14 protein-coding genes and 1 riboswitch are annotated in these 16,513 nt (G+C 29.7%); all 14 genes read left to right on the forward strand.

The genetic code is table 11. From position 1 onward, the window contains the following. Positions 1–199: 199 nt before the first annotated feature. The 14 genes from PZA12_RS01535 to PZA12_RS01600 all read left to right on the forward strand — a co-directional run bounded on the left by PZA12_RS01535 (position 200) and on the right by PZA12_RS01600 (position 16,192). A complete protein-coding gene (locus PZA12_RS01535; protein WP_103698129.1) occupies positions 200–877 on the forward strand; it encodes a transaldolase family protein in 678 nt (225 codons plus the stop codon). 115 nt (positions 878–992) lie between these two features. Further along, on the forward strand, positions 993–2,060 hold the full coding sequence (locus PZA12_RS01540) for a mannose-1-phosphate guanylyltransferase (protein WP_103698128.1): 1,068 nt from the start codon (positions 993–995) through the stop codon (positions 2,058–2,060). Between the two features lie 609 nt (positions 2,061–2,669). After that, positions 2,670–3,251 (forward strand): zinc dependent phospholipase C family protein, encoded by a 582-nt coding sequence (locus PZA12_RS01545; RefSeq protein WP_103698127.1) that lies wholly within the window; start codon positions 2,670–2,672, stop codon positions 3,249–3,251. A gap of 534 nt (positions 3,252–3,785) precedes the next feature. Continuing rightward, positions 3,786–4,421 (forward strand): redox-sensing transcriptional repressor Rex, encoded by a 636-nt coding sequence (locus PZA12_RS01550; protein WP_103698126.1) that lies wholly within the window; start codon positions 3,786–3,788, stop codon positions 4,419–4,421. A 375-nt stretch (positions 4,422–4,796) separates the two neighbouring features. Beyond that, positions 4,797–5,582: a short-chain-enoyl-CoA hydratase gene (locus tag PZA12_RS01555; protein ID WP_011967671.1), complete on the forward strand. Its 786-nt coding sequence runs from the start codon at positions 4,797–4,799 to the stop codon at positions 5,580–5,582. Positions 5,583–5,666: 84 nt separating this feature from the next. Beyond that, the gene (locus PZA12_RS01560) at positions 5,667–6,806 is read left to right on the forward strand and encodes an acyl-CoA dehydrogenase (protein ID WP_206490922.1); all 1,140 of its coding nucleotides are present in this window, start codon (positions 5,667–5,669) and stop codon (positions 6,804–6,806) included. Positions 6,807–6,819: 13 nt separating this feature from the next. Then, entirely contained in the window at positions 6,820–7,599 is a 780-nt protein-coding gene (locus PZA12_RS01565) for an electron transfer flavoprotein subunit beta/FixA family protein (protein ID WP_011967673.1), read from the forward strand. Positions 7,600–7,621: 22 nt separating this feature from the next. Further along, entirely contained in the window at positions 7,622–8,629 is a 1,008-nt protein-coding gene (locus tag PZA12_RS01570; RefSeq protein WP_039773941.1) for an electron transfer flavoprotein subunit alpha/FixB family protein, read from the forward strand. A gap of 191 nt (positions 8,630–8,820) precedes the next feature. After that, positions 8,821–9,669, forward strand: coding sequence for a 3-hydroxybutyryl-CoA dehydrogenase (locus PZA12_RS01575; RefSeq protein WP_011967675.1), 849 nt, complete (start codon positions 8,821–8,823; stop codon positions 9,667–9,669). A gap of 523 nt (positions 9,670–10,192) precedes the next feature. Continuing rightward, positions 10,193–11,119, forward strand: a complete 927-nt coding sequence (locus tag PZA12_RS01580; RefSeq protein WP_103698944.1) for a DNA-3-methyladenine glycosylase family protein — start codon at positions 10,193–10,195, stop codon at positions 11,117–11,119. Positions 11,120–11,504: 385 nt separating this feature from the next. Next, positions 11,505–12,995 carry a 4Fe-4S dicluster domain-containing protein gene (locus tag PZA12_RS01585; protein ID WP_077839139.1) on the forward strand — a complete coding sequence of 497 codons (1,491 nt, stop codon included), beginning with the start codon at positions 11,505–11,507 and terminating at the stop codon, positions 12,993–12,995. 407 nt (positions 12,996–13,402) lie between these two features. After that, entirely contained in the window at positions 13,403–13,687 is a 285-nt protein-coding gene (groES, locus tag PZA12_RS01590) for a co-chaperone GroES (protein WP_103698945.1), read from the forward strand. 91 nt (positions 13,688–13,778) lie between these two features. Beyond that, complete coding sequence (groL, locus tag PZA12_RS01595; protein ID WP_011967678.1) at positions 13,779–15,404, forward strand: chaperonin GroEL; 1,626 nt, start codon at positions 13,779–13,781, stop codon at positions 15,402–15,404. A gap of 311 nt (positions 15,405–15,715) precedes the next feature. Beyond that, positions 15,716–16,192 (forward strand): type II secretion system protein, encoded by a 477-nt coding sequence (locus PZA12_RS01600; protein WP_103698946.1) that lies wholly within the window; start codon positions 15,716–15,718, stop codon positions 16,190–16,192. 112 nt (positions 16,193–16,304) lie between these two features. After that, positions 16,305–16,402, forward strand: a riboswitch (purine riboswitch). The last annotated feature ends 111 nt before the right edge of the window (positions 16,403–16,513 follow it).

Consider the following 16,513-nt stretch of genomic DNA (forward strand, 5'->3'; position numbering starts at 1 on the left):
TATTGTTGAATAAAAAGATATGAATAAAAATGTTTTTATTCTAATATTCTAAAGTTCTAAAATTCTTAAGAATATATATTGTTTAGAATATTACAATATAAGAATATATATTCTTGGAATAGTAGTATTGCTTTATAGTGTTTATAACACATTTACTTAATTTAAGTATATAAATTAAAAAGAGAGAGGGAGAAGAAAAATGTTAATGTTAATTGATGATGCAAACTTAGAGGCTATTAAAAGAATTTATGAATTTTACCCATGTGATGGAGTTACAACAAATCCATCTATATTAAAAAAACAGGGTGGGAATCCAATGGAGGTATTAAAAGCAATTAGAGGATTCTTGCCTGAAGGTGTACAATTACATGCACAAGTAGTATCGCTAACTGCTGAGAAAATGATTAATGAAGCACATCATATGTTAGATGTCCTTGGAAAAGATACTTATATTAAAATTCCTGTAACACCTGAAGGAATAAAAGCTATGAAATTATTAAGCAAGGAAAATGTAAATATCACAGCAACAGCTATTTATACTTCAATGCAAGCATTCATGGCAGCAAAAGCAGGGGCAAGATATACAGCACCTTATGTAAATAGGATTGATAATATGGGAGCTGATGGAGTCCAAGTTGCAAAAGATATTCATGACATGTTTAAGATGCATGGATTAAATTCGGATGTATTAGCTGCAAGTTTCAAAAATTCACAACAAGTTTTAAATTTGTGCAAGTATGGAATTGGATCAGTTACAGCAGCACCAGATGTGATAGAAGGATTAATAAAACATGATGCGACTAAAAGTGCAGTAGAGGTATTTACAAAAGATTTCTATAGCCTAGTTGGTGAAGGAAATACAATGGAAGGTCTATAATTCATGGAGGAGAGCATTTAAAGGAAATAATTTAGTGTTCTTTTTACTATAGACTCACACATACAAATATTTTGACATATAATGAACTAGTATCATTACATGGAGTTGAAAATGCGTGATATACGGGCTGATTTTAGCTGGAGGTAAGGGCAGTAGACTATATCCTCTATCAAGAGCCGATCAACCAAAACAATTTTTAAAGCTAATTAACGATAAAAGTTTCTTAGTTAATACTGTTGATAGGATAATACCATTAATAGACAGAGATAATATTTATATTGTGACCAACATGGACTACAAAGAAAAGGTTAAGGATGAACTAATAGGAATTAGAGAGGAAAATATTTTTGTAGAGCCTGCTAATAAGGAAACTGCAACTTGTATAGGTTTGTCTGCAGTAAAATTATTAAAACAAGATGCTAATGCAGTAATGGTTGTATTACCATCAGATCACTATATTCAGGGTGAGAAGAATTATATAGATACTTTATCACAAGCAATAGAAATGGCAAATAGGAGAAGGTGTATCGTTACACTTGGGATTGAACCTAGTAGACCTGAAACAGGATATGGATATATAGAAATGGGGGAAAGAACTGCTGGAAGTATTCCAACTTATAAAATTGCAAGGTTTACAGAAAAACCAAATTCAGAGGTGGCTAAGGACTTTATATTAAAAGGAACTTATTTATGGAATTCTGGAATGTTTATATTTAGAGCTGATGTTATCCTAAGAGAAATAGAAAAATACTTGCCTAAATTGCATAAATCATTGATGGAAATATATAAAAATTTAGGAGAAGAAAATGAAGAGAATGTTATAAAAGAGCAATATGAACTTATAGACGGAATTTCTATAGACTTTGGAGTTATGCAAAGAACAAGAAAAGCATATGTTATTAAATGTGATTTTAGTTGGGATGATATGGGAAGCTTTGGCGCTTTAAGTAGGCTACTGAGCACTTATAGAAATAATAGTATATCTAAGAATGTTTATATTGACGATTGCGAGAATTGCTCTATATTTGGGGACAAGAATCTAATAATTGGGTTTGGAATAAAAGATCTAGTTGTAGTAGATGCTGGAGATGTCATTCTTGTAATGGATAAAAATAAGGATCAGGAAATAAAGCATTTATTAAATAGGCTAAACGAAAATAAAGAATATAATAAATTTCTATAGTAAGTAAGCTGTTTCGAGATATCTTAATGATATTGAAGCAGCTTATTTATCTTTGGAAATGCACTTAGAAAGCATGTGCAAGTTAGAGCAAGTCAATTATTAGAGGTATGAGTGAAGTTCAGTAGATAACAATGAAGGGGCTGTAGGAAGAACGATATTTAAGATTTAGAACAATAGAAGATCGTATACAAGAAATCTAGATACTTTCAATTAATGTATCAGGATGATATGATGATTTAATTGTTGAAATACAAAGTCGTTAGTATATTAAGTTATTAAATAGTTAGTTTAATAGTATAATTAATATCATGATTAATACTATAAATTATATGAATTAGTATATGAGGAAACCATATGAAATGTATGCTTAAACTATATTAAACTAATATTTTTGCTAATATAGTTTAATAAGTTATGAACTTTGATATTCTTGGGTATTAGTACATATAATACTTGAAGAAATCGATTAATAAAGTGTTGTAAATTTGAATCTAGAGTATTATTATAAGTGTACAAAACAAATTTAATTTATGAAAAAATAACGAAATGCCTAAATGAGGCATTTATAAAATATAAAATTTAATATGCAGAGGAAGTGGTCAAACATTGATGATCAATACTCATAAAATTATGGCAGAAAATATTATAAAATATGCTAATACAAAGAGTATTTATTTAATTAATAATAAAAGATTTATATGGGGGAACGTGAAACCTGATTGTGCGCCTAAATATAAATTTAAGAAACATTATTTTAATGAAAGTATAGATATGATTATTGAAAAGATTATACATTTATCATCATTATCATTGGAAGAAATATACTATGATATGACAATTGATAAGTTTAGTGAAGAGCTTGGAGTAATATGTCACTTTTTATGTGATTTTTTCTGTGCACCACACTATTATAGATGGGAATTTAAGAGTACGAGCGCTGTAAAACATCATATGATGTATGAGAAAAATTTAGCTAAGGTAGCTAAATCGTTTGATCCGACAGGAATTATAAATACACATGTAGATTCAAGTAATATAGAAGAGTTTATAATGCAGCTACAGAAGCAATATGACGGAACTATAAATTATTATAATGATTTAACCTTTTCGTATTATGTTTGCGATAGCGTATTAAATATGATATTGAACAATGCGTTTATCAATGAAAATAAGGTAATTAAAGTAATTTAATTTCTTAAGATAAGAAATATTTCAAAATGGTTGAAAAATTATTTTGAAATATTTTTTTGATTTTGTTAAAAGGTATAAAATTTTATAAAGATATTATTTAATATAAACAAAAATCATAATGTTAAAATAAAATTCTTGAACACATGTTTAAGTATTGATATTGTTATTATATAGAAAAGGTTAAAAATAAAGCGGTTTAAATTAAAAAAAGTGGTCAAAATATAAAAAAGTAAAATTTCATAGTAGTGAGTTTTCTGGAGACTTCTGCTGCTTATCAAGAGAAATTTTAAATTTATAGGCACTTTTGAATAAATAATTTAATTAAGCTTGACATAAAAATATAGAAATATGGTAGAATTATAAATTATAACAATTAATTAAAATTTAACAATGTGAATATAATTTTAAAATTGATTGTTAATAAATAGACTAATCATAATTAATAAAAGTCTAAATAGTAGTTATATAATTTAGTTTGATATAAATATTATAGGGTCGAAAAATATAAAAGTATTGAAATAGGAGAAAGTAGATATGGAAAAGCATAAAAATATATCGATGGCAGTTATCAAAAGGTTGCCTAAGTATCATAGATATCTTGAAGAACTTATGAAAAATGAGGTGGATAGAATTTCTTCAAAGGAATTAGGAGAAAAGATTGGCTTTACTGCATCACAAATTAGACAAGATTTAAATTGTTTTGGAGATTTTGGACAACAAGGTTATGGATATAATGTTAAGGAACTATATACCCAAATTAGCGCTATATTGGGATTAGACAGAGGTTATGAAGCTGCACTGGTTGGCGCTGGAAATATAGGGCAAGCAGTTTCGAATTATTCTAGATTTGAAAATTTAGGATTTAAGATAACAGCAATATTTGATGCAAATCCTAAATTAATAGGAATGAAAATCAGAGATGTAGAAATAATGGATATAGACGAAATGGAATTAGTACTAGAAGAACATAAAATAGATATTGGTATAATTTGTGTTCCTAGAAAAAATGCGCAAGTTGTCGCTGATGAATTAATAAGGGGTGGAGTAAGAGCAATTTGGAATTTTGCACCTGTAGATTTAGTAGTTCCAGATCATGTAAAAGTAGAAAATGTGCATCTAAGTGAAAGTTTATTGACTTTAATTTATTTGTTAAATGAGAGTGAAAGTTAAAAGTATAATAAACATATGCAATATATTATTTAAAGCTTGTTCAAAAAATAACAGATCAAATATATATATTTGTTTTTAGAAATAGATTTAAGAAAATTTTATCCAAAAGCTTTACATGAATAAAGTTTTCTTCTCTGTTTGGCATGAAAATAGATATATACCTTTGATCAGTTATTTTTTCATATACTTAAAAACTTATATTAATAACGCAATATTTTATTGCAAATAATCTAGGAACGTATTATAATTTTAATTGAGGCGTGAAGTCTTGATATTTTTTTAAACTTATTTGTTATATTATTAACAATTGGATAAAAAATATCAAAAATAGTGTGAAAATTAAAAAAATAAGCAAGTTTGAAGGAGGTCCTTAGAATGGAATTAAAAAATGTTATTCTTGAAAAAGAAGGGCATTTAGCTATTGTTACAATCAATAGACCAAAGGCATTAAATGCATTGAATTCAGAAACACTAAAAGATTTAAATGTTGTTTTAGATGATTTAGAAGCAGACAACAATGTGTATGCAGTTATAGTTACTGGTGCTGGTGAGAAATCTTTTGTTGCTGGAGCAGATATTTCAGAAATGAAAGATCTTAATGAAGAACAAGGTAAAGAATTTGGTATCTTAGGAAATAATGTCTTCAGAAGATTAGAAAAATTGGATAAGCCAGTTATCGCAGCTATATCAGGATTTGCTCTTGGTGGTGGATGTGAACTTGCTATGTCATGTGACATAAGAATAGCTTCAGTTAAGGCTAAATTTGGTCAACCAGAAGCAGGACTTGGAATAACTCCAGGATTTGGTGGGACTCAAAGATTAGCAAGAATAGTTGGACCAGGAAAAGCTAAAGAATTAATATATACTTGTGACCTTATAAATGCAGAAGAAGCTTATAGAATAGGTTTAGTTAATAAAGTAGTTGAATTAGAAAAATTGATGGAAGAAGCAAAAGCAATGGCTAACAAGATTGCAGCTAATGCTCCAAAAGCAGTTGCATATTGTAAAGATGCTATAGACAGAGGAATGCAAGTTGATATAGATGCAGCTATATTAATAGAAGCAGAAGACTTTGGAAAGTGCTTTGCAACAGAAGATCAAACAGAAGGAATGACTGCGTTCTTAGAAAGAAGAGCAGAAAAGAATTTTCAAAATAAATAATTTTTTAATAATTAGTTAAAAATCTATTAGAGATTTATATATAGTTTGTATCAAATAGGTTTAATTAACAAGGAGGGTAATTTAATGAATTTCCAATTAACTAGAGAACAACAATTAGTACAACAAATGGTTAGAGAATTCGCAGTAAATGAAGTTAAGCCAATAGCTGCTGAAATCGACGAAACAGAAAGATTCCCTATGGAAAACGTTGAAAAAATGGCTAAGCTTGGAATGATGGGTATCCCATTTTCTAAAGAATTTGGTGGAGCAGGCGGAGATGTTCTTTCATATATAATTGCTGTGGAAGAATTATCAAAAGTTTGTGGTACTACAGGAGTTATTCTTTCAGCACATACATCATTATGTGCATCAGTAATAAATGAAAATGGAACTAAAGAACAAAGAGCAAAATATTTACCTGATCTTTGCAGTGGTAAAAAGATCGGTGCTTTCGGATTAACTGAACCAGGTGCTGGTACAGATGCTGCAGGACAACAAACAACTGCTGTATTAGAAGGAGACCATTATGTATTAAATGGTTCAAAAATCTTCATAACAAATGGTGGAGTTGCTGAAACTTTCATAATATTTGCTATGACTGATAAATCTAAAGGAACTAAAGGAATTTCTGCATTCATAGTAGAAAAGTCATTCCCAGGATTCTCAATAGGAAAATTAGAAAACAAGATGGGTATTAGAGCATCTTCAACAACTGAATTAGTTATGGAAAACTGTATAGTACCAAAAGAAAACTTACTAAGCGTAGAAGGTAAGGGATTTGGTATAGCAATGAAAACTCTTGATGGAGGAAGAATTGGTATAGCAGCTCAAGCTTTAGGTATTGCAGAAGGTGCATTTGAAGAAGCTGTTAACTATATGAAAGAAAGAAAACAATTCAATAAATCATTATCAGCATTCCAAGGATTACAATGGTATATAGCTGAAATGGACGTTAAAATTCAAGCTGCTAAATACTTAGTATACCTAGCTGCAACAAAGAAGCAAGCAGGTCAACCTTATTCAGTAGATGCTGCAAGAGCTAAATTATTTGCTGCAGATGTTGCAATGGAAGTTACAACTAAGGCAGTTCAAATCTTTGGTGGATATGGATACACTAAAGAATACCCAGTAGAAAGAATGATGAGAGATGCTAAGATATGCGAAATCTACGAAGGAACTTCAGAAGTTCAAAAGATGGTTATCGCAGGAAGCATTTTAAGATAGGAGGACTTTTAGAATGAATATAGTAGTTTGTGTAAAACAAGTTCCAGATACTACAGCAGTAAAAATTGATCCTAAAACTGGTACATTAATAAGAGATGGTGTTCCATCAATAATGAACCCAGAGGATAAACACGCTTTAGAAGGTGCATTACAATTAAAAGAAAAAGTTGGAGGAAAAGTTACTGTAATAAGTATGGGACTTCCAATGGCTAAAGCAGTATTAAGAGAAGCATTATGTATGGGAGCTGATGAAGCTGTCCTATTAACAGATAGAGCACTTGGAGGAGCAGATACTTTAGCTACTTCAAAGGCACTTGCAGGAGTAATAGCTAAATTAGATTATGATTTAGTATTTGCTGGAAGACAAGCGATTGATGGAGATACTGCTCAAGTAGGACCAGAAATAGCAGAACATTTAAACATTCCTCAAGTAACTTACGTTCAAGACGTTAAAGTTGAAGGAAATACATTAATAGTAAATAGAGCACTAGAAGATGGACATCAAGTAGTAGAAGTTAAAACTCCATGTCTATTAACTGCAATCGAAGAATTAAATGAAACTAGATATATGAATGTTGTAGATATATTCGAAACTTCAGATGATGAAATCAAAGTTATGAGCGCAGCTGATATAGATGTAGATGTAGCTGAATTAGGGCTTAAAGGCTCACCTACAAAGGTTAAGAAGTCAATGACTAAGGAAGTTAAAGGTGCAGGAGAAATCGTAAGAGAAGCACCTAAAAATGCAGCATACTATGTTGTAGGAAAATTAAAAGAAAAACACTACATCTAAGATAATAGGAGGGTAATTTATTATGAATATAGCAGATTACAAAGGCGTTTGGGTCTTTGCTGAACAAAGAGAAGGCGAATTACAAAAAGTATCTTTAGAACTACTTGGTGAAGGTAGAAGAATTGCTGATGAATTAGGAGTAAATCTTACAGCTTTATTATTAGGTAGCAACATAGAAGGATTAGCAAAAACTTTAGCAGAGCACGGTGCAGATGAAGTTTTAGTTGCTGATGATAAAAACTTAGAACACTATACAACTGATGCTTACACAAAAGTTATTTGTGATTTAGCAAATGAAAGAAAACCAGGAATATTATTCGTAGGAGCTACTTTCATCGGAAGAGATTTAGGTCCAAGAATAGCTGCTAGATTATCAACAGGATTAACAGCAGACTGTACATCAATTGACGTTGATGTTACAAATGGCGATCTTTTAGCTACAAGACCAGCATTTGGTGGTAACTTAATGGCTACAATTGCTTGTCCGGAACATAGACCACAAATGGCAACAGTAAGACCAGGAGTATTTGCAAAGATTACAACTGATCCATCTAAATGTAAAATTGAAAAAGTTGATGTTAAATTAGCAGATAGCGATGTAAGAACTAAAGTTTTAGAAACTATAAAAGCTAAGAAAGATATCGTTGATATAGCTGAAGCAGATTTCATCGTATCAGGTGGTAGAGGAGTTGGAAACAAAGAAAACTTCCAATTACTTAAAGAATTAGCAGAAGCTTTAGGCGGAACTGTAGCTGGATCAAGAGCAGCTGTAGAAAAAGGATGGATTGATGGAGCATATCAAGTAGGTCAAACTGGTAAGACTGTTAGACCTCAAATATATATAGCTTGTGGTATTTCTGGAGCTATCCAACACGTTGCTGGTATGCAAGATTCAGATTTAATCATTGCTGTAAATAAAGATGATTCAGCTCCAATAATGAAAATTGCTGACTATGCAATAGTTGGTGATCTTACTAAAGTAGTACCAGAATTAATAGCTCAAGTTAAAGAAATAAAGAGCGCTGAATAATTATTCGGTTAATTTAGATATATTTTTGTTAGATTGTACTATTGAAAGTTAATAATGTAACATTAAAGATAATTAATTAACAATATTATTCAATAAGTAACAATTAGATAATTATGAAGTTAATCCTTAGTTAAAATACATATTTTAGCTAAGGATATCTATAATGAAAAGATTTAGAGGAGGAATAATTCATGAAAAAGATTTTTGTACTTGGAGCAGGAACTATGGGTGCTGGTATCGTTCAAGCATTCGCTCAAAAAGGTTGTGAAGTAATTGTAAGAGACATAAAGGAAGAATTTGTTGACAGAGGAATAGCTGGAATCACTAAAGGATTAGAAAAGCAAGTTGCTAAAGGAAAAATGTCTGAAGAAGATAAAGAAGCTATACTTTCAAGAATTTCAGGAACAACTGATATGAAATTAGCTGCTGACTGTGATTTAGTAGTTGAAGCTGCAATCGAAAACATGAAAATTAAGAAGGAAATCTTTGCTGAATTAGATGGAATTTGTAAGCCAGAAGCGATTTTAGCTTCAAACACTTCATCTTTATCAATTACTGAAGTTGCTTCAGCTACAAAGAGACCTGATAAAGTTATCGGAATGCATTTCTTTAATCCAGCTCCAGTAATGAAGCTTGTTGAAATTATTAAAGGAATAGCTACTTCTCAAGAAACTTTTGATGCTGTTAAGGAATTATCAGTTGCTATTGGAAAAGAACCAGTAGAAGTTGCAGAAGCTCCAGGATTCGTTGTAAACAGAATATTAATCCCAATGATTAACGAAGCTTCATTTATACTACAAGAAGGAATAGCTTCAGTTGAAGATATTGATACAGCTATGAAATATGGTGCTAACCACCCAATGGGACCTTTAGCTTTAGGAGATCTTATTGGATTAGACGTTTGCTTAGCTATCATGGATGTTTTATTCACTGAAACAGGTGATAACAAGTACAGAGCTAGTAGCATATTAAGAAAATATGTTAGAGCTGGATGGCTTGGAAGAAAATCAGGAAAAGGATTCTATGATTATTCTAAATAATATCATGAATATATGGAAAAACTCAAGTTTATGCTTGGGTTTTTTTATTTTTAGGGAAATATATAAATAACTACTAGATTACATAAATAATTTTAAACTAAAGAATATTGTAAAATTCAACAAAACATTTTATTACTGTTAAGTAAGTGATATAATATATTAAATAATAACTATTTTCTTAAGATTAATTGCATAATTTAATTGAAATATTGGATATTAAAAAAATAAATAGTTAAAAGATATAATATAGGTGGCATACATCAGAAAATGGGCAATATAAACTGTGACATAATCTTTAGAAAAAAACCTTAGTGTAGAATATATTATTTAAAGAAGAATATATGAATGAAATAAGTTTAAACTAAAGTTAATATGATATTATGTTTATTAATGATTTCACTAAAGAGATAAACATATAATTTGAATATTCATAATCTGAGAATAGGATTCATCAATATCCATACTAGACTATAAGATGATAAAAACTAAATAATTTTATACTGTAAGGGAGACGGATAATAAAATGGATTATAAATTTGTAGAATTTTATGATAATTATTTAATAATAAAAGAATTAAGCAATTTTAAATTAAAACATATATTTGAGTGTGGGCAAATTTTTAGGTTTGAAGAGATAGCAGAAAATAATTTTATTGTAATTGCATTTGGAAGATTAATTGAAGTTAAAGAAGACGGAAATGATGTAATAATTTACAATTCTACAAAGGAAGATTTTCAAAATATTTGGCTTAAGTATTTTGATTTAGATAGAGATTATTCAGTTATAAAAGATGAACTTTCAAAAGATGTTTTACTTAAACAAAGTATTGAATTTGGATATGGTGTTAGAGTTTTGAATCAAGATCCATTTGAAATGCTGCTTAGCTTTATTATTTCAGCGCGAAATAATATACCATCAATAAAGAAGACTGTAAATAAAATATCTAATAAATGGGGAAAAGAAATTATTTATAAGAATAAAACTTACTATGCGTTTCCTAATATAGATGAAATAAAAGATGCTACATTAGAAGAAATACAGGAGACAGGAGCATCTTTCAGAAGTAAATATATTTTTGATACAATAAAAAATGTATATAATTCTAAAACAGCAAAAGAGGACCTGAAAGCAAATGATACAAATGAATATATAAAGTATGATCTAGATTATATTAAAAATTTAGATGATGATGAATGTCACAATGCACTTCAAGAATTCAAAGGTGTAGGTTCAAAGGTAGCTGACTGCATAATGTTATTTTCAATGGAAAAGACTTCAGCATTCCCAGTAGATGTATGGGTTAAACGTGCGATGATTCATTTTTATGGGGCAGAGGATGCGTCTCTAAATAAAATTAGAATTTTTGGAAGGAACAAGTTTGGTAAATTAGCAGGTTTTGCGCAGCAATATTTATTCTACTATGCGAGAGAGAATAAAATAAATGTATAGGATAGAATAAAAAAGTTTATTATAGAATGAAAAGTCTAGGATTTTATTTCCTAGACTTTTTATTTTGTCAAGAAATATTAGAATAATATGTTCAATAATGTTAATAATTTATCATTGATGTAATAATATAAATGTCATATAAATCCCTTGATATAACTAATATAATGGTAAATAAACAGATCTGAAAAGAAGTGGAAATACAAGAAAAAACTTTAACTAAAGTAGCTGAGAAATACCAATATATACATATGAAAATAGAACGTATATTAAGAAAATTTAGAAAATTTAAATTATATAATATTTGTTATAATTTTAACAAGAGTATGCTATAATTATTTTGTATTATAAATGTAAGATAAAAATTATTCATGGGAGAGTGTGTATAATGTTTCAGTTTGAGAATCAACTTCTAGCTTTAAAGCACGAGGTTCTTACTAGAGTTGCTGTATTAGCAAAAGAAAATAATATTAGTAAAGAGGAAATAGAAAAAATTCCTTATGCTATGATTGTAGGAGAAGAACCTAAGTATAGAGATTCAGTTGAACGAGAAAGAAATGTAGTATTAGAGAGAGCAAAACTTGCAGCAGGATTTAAACCAACAGGCAAACATGGACAAGATTTAGTTAATATAGAAGAAGAAAAACAAATATTATATGTTATAAAAGAAGCATGTGATAGATGCCCAACAAAGAAGTTCCAAGTTACTGATGCATGTAGAAATTGTATAGCTCATAAGTGTCAAAGTGCATGTAATTTTGGAGCAATTACATATGTTGATGGAAGAGCTTATATAGATCCAGATAAATGTAAGGAATGTGGAATGTGTAAAAAAGCATGTCCATATGATGCTGTTGCAGAAGATATGAGACCTTGTAAGAAGTCATGTCCAACAGGTGCATTAAGCTATAATGCAGAAGATTTGAGTGCTGAAATTACAGAAAGTAAATGTGTAAACTGTGGTGCATGCATGTCAGCATGTCCATTTGGAGCTATAGAAGACAAAAGCTCATTAGTTAAAGTTATTAATAGATTGATGGATAAAGAAGAAAAAATTTATGCAGTAGTTGCACCAGCAATAACAGGGCAATTTGGGCCTAAAACAACTTATGGACAAGTTAAGAATGCAATTAAGGCATTAGGCTTTAAAGATATGTTAGAAGCTGCATGTGGAGCAGATGCAGTTACTGTACATGAAAGTAATGAATTTGTAGAGAGAATGGAAAAAGGGGATAGCTACATGACAAATTCATGTTGTCCAGGATTCCTAAGTTACATTGAAAAAATGATGCCAGATCAAGTTGAGAAAATTTCTGGAACTGTTTCACCTATGGTAGCAACGGGTAGATATATAAAATCTAAAGATAAAGATGCAAAAGTGGTATTTATAGGGCCTTGTACTGCAAAGAAAAGTGAAGTACTAATAGATTCAATAAGGGATGCAGTTGATTATGTATTAACTTTTGAGGAAGTAGTCGCATTATTTGATGCATTTGGAGTTGATCCAACAACTTGTGAAGATATAGTTGTTGATGAAGCATCAATCTTTGGAAGAAATTTTGCTGTTGGGGGAGGATTAACTGCCGCAATACAAAATTATGTACAAGAAAAAGGTGTTAATGTAGACTTTAAACCAGTTCAAGTTTCTGGTGGGGCGGATATCAAAAAAACTATGACAATGGCTAAGGTTGGAAAGTTACAAGGAAACTTTATTGAAGGAATGATGTGTGAAGGTGGCTGTATAAATGGGGCAGCTAAAATTGTATCAGTAATGAAAGCTAAAGCGCCATTTACAAAATTAAACCAGCAAACACCTATTAAGAGTGTATTATCTAATAAGGTGTTAGGTGAATATCACAATGTAAATTTAGAAAGATAATATTAATCTTGATTTTGAAATATAATTAAGTAATTAAAAATTCTATTATTATATAGGTGATCTAGGCAATGAGGTATTTAGAATTTTAAATTATTTATGAAATTTAATAGCTTTATTCTCTATATAAGGTCATAAAAACTCTAATCAGTAATATGTTTATTTGGTTAGAGTTTTTTTATTATTTTAAAAATTCATAATATTAATAATAATATGGAGAAAATTTAAGTAAATGCGATATATTTTGAGATAAGGAGTAATATTCGCTGAAAAATGGGATATAATATTAGAAGTAATGTTTGAATTATATGGGTATAAAGGATATTATAATTATGTTAGCACTCGACAATGATGAGTGCTAACAGAAAATAAACTGAAATGATAATATATATTTTAAGGAGGGTTTTTTCATGAACATTAAACCACTTGGTGAAAGAGTAGTAATTAAAAAATTAGAGGCAGAAGAAAAGACTAAGAGTGGAATAGTCTTAACTGGTACTGCAAAGGAAAGACCACAAGAAGCAGAAGTGGTTGCAGTAGGACCTGGAGCTATTGTAGACGGAAATAGAGTAGCTATGGAAGTAAAAGTTGGAGATAAAGTATTATATTCAAAATATGCTGGAACAGAAGTAAAGGTTGATGGCGAAGAATATACTATATTAAAGCAAGATGATATTCTAGCAATAGTTGAATAGTTAAAGTGTTAATAACTAGATATTTAAATATAAAAAATAAATTCAATTAGAAACGATAATAAATAACATATATAAGGAGCGTGTGATATAAATGGCTAAGATGTTAAAATTCGGAGAAGATGCAAGAAGATCTATGCAAATAGGTGTAGATAAATTAGCAGATACAGTTAAAGTGACTTTAGGACCTAAGGGAAGAAATGTTGTTTTAGATAAAAAATTTGGTGCACCATTAATTACAAATGACGGTGTTTCAATTGCAAGAGAAATAGAATTAGAAGATCCATATGAAAACATGGGTGCTCAATTAGTTAAAGAAGTTGCAACAAAGACTAATGATGTAGCAGGAGATGGAACTACAACTGCAACATTACTTGCTCAAGCAATAATTAGAGAAGGTCTAAAGAATGTTACAGCTGGAGCTAATCCAATACTAATTAGAACAGGTATTAAAATGGCTGTAGATAAAGCTGTTGAAGAAATCCAAAAGATTTCTAAGCAAGTAGATGGAAAAGAAGATATAGCTAGAGTTGCTGCAATCTCAGCTGCTGATGAAGAAGTTGGTAAGTTAATTGCAGATGCTATGGAGAAGGTTGGTAACGAAGGCGTTATTACTATAGAAGAATCTAAATCAATGGGAACAGAATTAGATGTTGTAGAAGGTATGCAATTCGATAGAGGATACGTATCACCTTACATGGCTACAGATACTGAAAAAATGGAAGCTGTTTTAGAAAATCCATATATATTAATAACTGATAAGAAAATTTCTAACATACAAGAAATATTACCAGTACTTGAACAAATAGTTCAATCAGGTAAAAAGTTATTAATCATTGCTGAAGATATTGAAGGAGAAGCAATGGCTACATTAGTAGTTAATAAATTAAGAGGAACATTTACTTGTGTAGCTGTTAAGGCACCAGGATTTGGAGATAGAAGAAAAGAAATGTTACAAGATATTGCAACATTAACTGGTGGAACAGTAATAGCTGAAGAATTAGGCAGAGAATTAAAAGATGTTACTATTGATATGCTAGGTACAGCTGATAGTGTTAAAGTAAGTAAAGAAAACACTGTTATAGTTAATGGTAAAGGTGATTCTAATGCAATAAAAGAAAGAATTAACCAAATTAAAGCTCAAATAGAAGAAACTTCTTCAGAATTTGATAAAGAAAAACTACAAGAAAGATTAGCTAAATTAGCTGGAGGTGTTGCAGTAATTAAAGTTGGTGCAGCAACTGAAACAGAATTAAAAGAAAAGAAACTTAGAATAGAAGACGCATTAGCTGCAACAAAGGCTGCTGTTGAAGAAGGAATAGTAGCAGGTGGTGGAACTGCTTATGTTAATGTAATAAACGAAGTTGCAAAATTAACTTCAGATGTTGCGGATACACAAATTGGTATCAATATAATAGTTAAATCATTAGAAGAACCAGTAAGACAAATAGCTACTAATGCAGGTGTAGAAGGTTCAGTAATAATTGAAAAAGTTAAGAATAGTGAACCAGGAATAGGATATGATGCACTACATGGAGAATATATCAATATGATAAAAGGTGGAATAGTAGACCCAACTAAGGTTACTAGATCTGCACTTCAAAATGCAGCTTCAGTTGCTTCAACATTCTTAACAACAGAAGCAGCAGTTGCTGATATTCCAGCAAAGGAAACACCAATGCCAGGTGCTCCAGGAATGGGAATGGACGGAATGTACTAAAATATATAAATTAAAGAATTATAAATATTTAATTTAATAAATAGAGAAAGTGCTCATAGGTACTTTCTCTATTTTGCTTTTTAGTATTAAAAAATAAAGTGATTAATAGCCATTAACATATCTATGTAATTTTAAAAAGTATTTTATATATTTAAGCTTATGGAAATCATAGCAATGCAACTTTATATGAAATTTATATATTAGAAGTCAATATTAGAAATTATTAGAGAATATTTTCCATTTATTGTATAAAAGATTTCCTATTAGACATAATTTAAATAAAAACATTAATAGGAGATGGATAATGAATAATGATTTCTTTATACATTAAATGTAAATTTAAATTCAAAGATAGTACGCAAAAGAAAAGCTTGTGTAAGAAAAGAAAACGAGAAGGCTTTACTTTAATTGAAATGATTGCAGTAATTGCAATTATTGGAATTTTAGCTGTTGCTATTTTACCTAAAGTGAATGGCTATATAAATGAAGCGAAAAAAGTTAAAGTTGTAGATCAATGCAGAAAAGTAATAATGGCCGTTGAATCATATAATTTAAAAAATGATTCTCCTCTAAGTGAAAGCACTAGTGTAAGTTCGGCTATAAGAAACAAAGGGATTAGTAAGTATTTAGATGGAGTTGAATTTGGTAATTTAAATACTAGTAGCACAAGTTTAAAAGATTGTTATGATGTAGTAAATGGTGCAGAATTTGATTTCACAGAAAATACAGATATTTTAAATCCAACGACGATTGATAATGGATCTATCAAAGATGATGTAAAAAAATAGAAAAGATATCGATAACAATAAATTTAACTTACATTATTGAAGTAAATTTGCAATTTTAGCTTCAAATTTATTGACTTTAGATTGTACATACATTATAATAATTTTAATTTAAAATATAGCACATTTGAAAACTTATATATACCTTGAATATGGCAAGGAGTATCTACCGGGAGCCGTAAATTTCCGACTATAAGTGATATTAGTATAGGCTAAATCTATAGATTTATTAGCATATTAACATCACTTTTGAGGTTAATGTGCTTTTTTTGTACAAAAAAACAGTACAAGCAATGCAAGTGAAAAATCATGAAATACTAAAAA

It is taken from the genome of Clostridium beijerinckii (assembly GCF_036699995.1).
Taxonomy (GTDB): domain Bacteria; phylum Bacillota; class Clostridia; order Clostridiales; family Clostridiaceae; genus Clostridium; species Clostridium helianthi.

Coding starts and splice junctions, on each gene's coding strand:
- PZA12_RS01535 (WP_103698129.1), top strand. CDS start 200: ATGTTAATGTTAATTGATGATGCAAACTTAGAGGCTATTAAAAGAATT.
- PZA12_RS01545 (WP_103698127.1), top strand. CDS start 2,670: ATGATCAATACTCATAAAATTATGGCAGAAAATATTATAAAATATGCT.
- PZA12_RS01550 (WP_103698126.1), top strand. CDS start 3,786: ATGGAAAAGCATAAAAATATATCGATGGCAGTTATCAAAAGGTTGCCT.
- PZA12_RS01555 (WP_011967671.1), top strand. CDS start 4,797: ATGGAATTAAAAAATGTTATTCTTGAAAAAGAAGGGCATTTAGCTATT.
- PZA12_RS01560 (WP_206490922.1), top strand. CDS start 5,667: ATGAATTTCCAATTAACTAGAGAACAACAATTAGTACAACAAATGGTT.
- PZA12_RS01565 (WP_011967673.1), top strand. CDS start 6,820: ATGAATATAGTAGTTTGTGTAAAACAAGTTCCAGATACTACAGCAGTA.
- PZA12_RS01570 (WP_039773941.1), top strand. CDS start 7,622: ATGAATATAGCAGATTACAAAGGCGTTTGGGTCTTTGCTGAACAAAGA.
- PZA12_RS01575 (WP_011967675.1), top strand. CDS start 8,821: ATGAAAAAGATTTTTGTACTTGGAGCAGGAACTATGGGTGCTGGTATC.
- PZA12_RS01580 (WP_103698944.1), top strand. CDS start 10,193: ATGGATTATAAATTTGTAGAATTTTATGATAATTATTTAATAATAAAA.
- PZA12_RS01585 (WP_077839139.1), top strand. CDS start 11,505: ATGTTTCAGTTTGAGAATCAACTTCTAGCTTTAAAGCACGAGGTTCTT.
- groES (WP_103698945.1), top strand. CDS start 13,403: ATGAACATTAAACCACTTGGTGAAAGAGTAGTAATTAAAAAATTAGAG.
- groL (WP_011967678.1), top strand. CDS start 13,779: ATGGCTAAGATGTTAAAATTCGGAGAAGATGCAAGAAGATCTATGCAA.
- PZA12_RS01600 (WP_103698946.1), top strand. CDS start 15,716: ATGATTTCTTTATACATTAAATGTAAATTTAAATTCAAAGATAGTACG.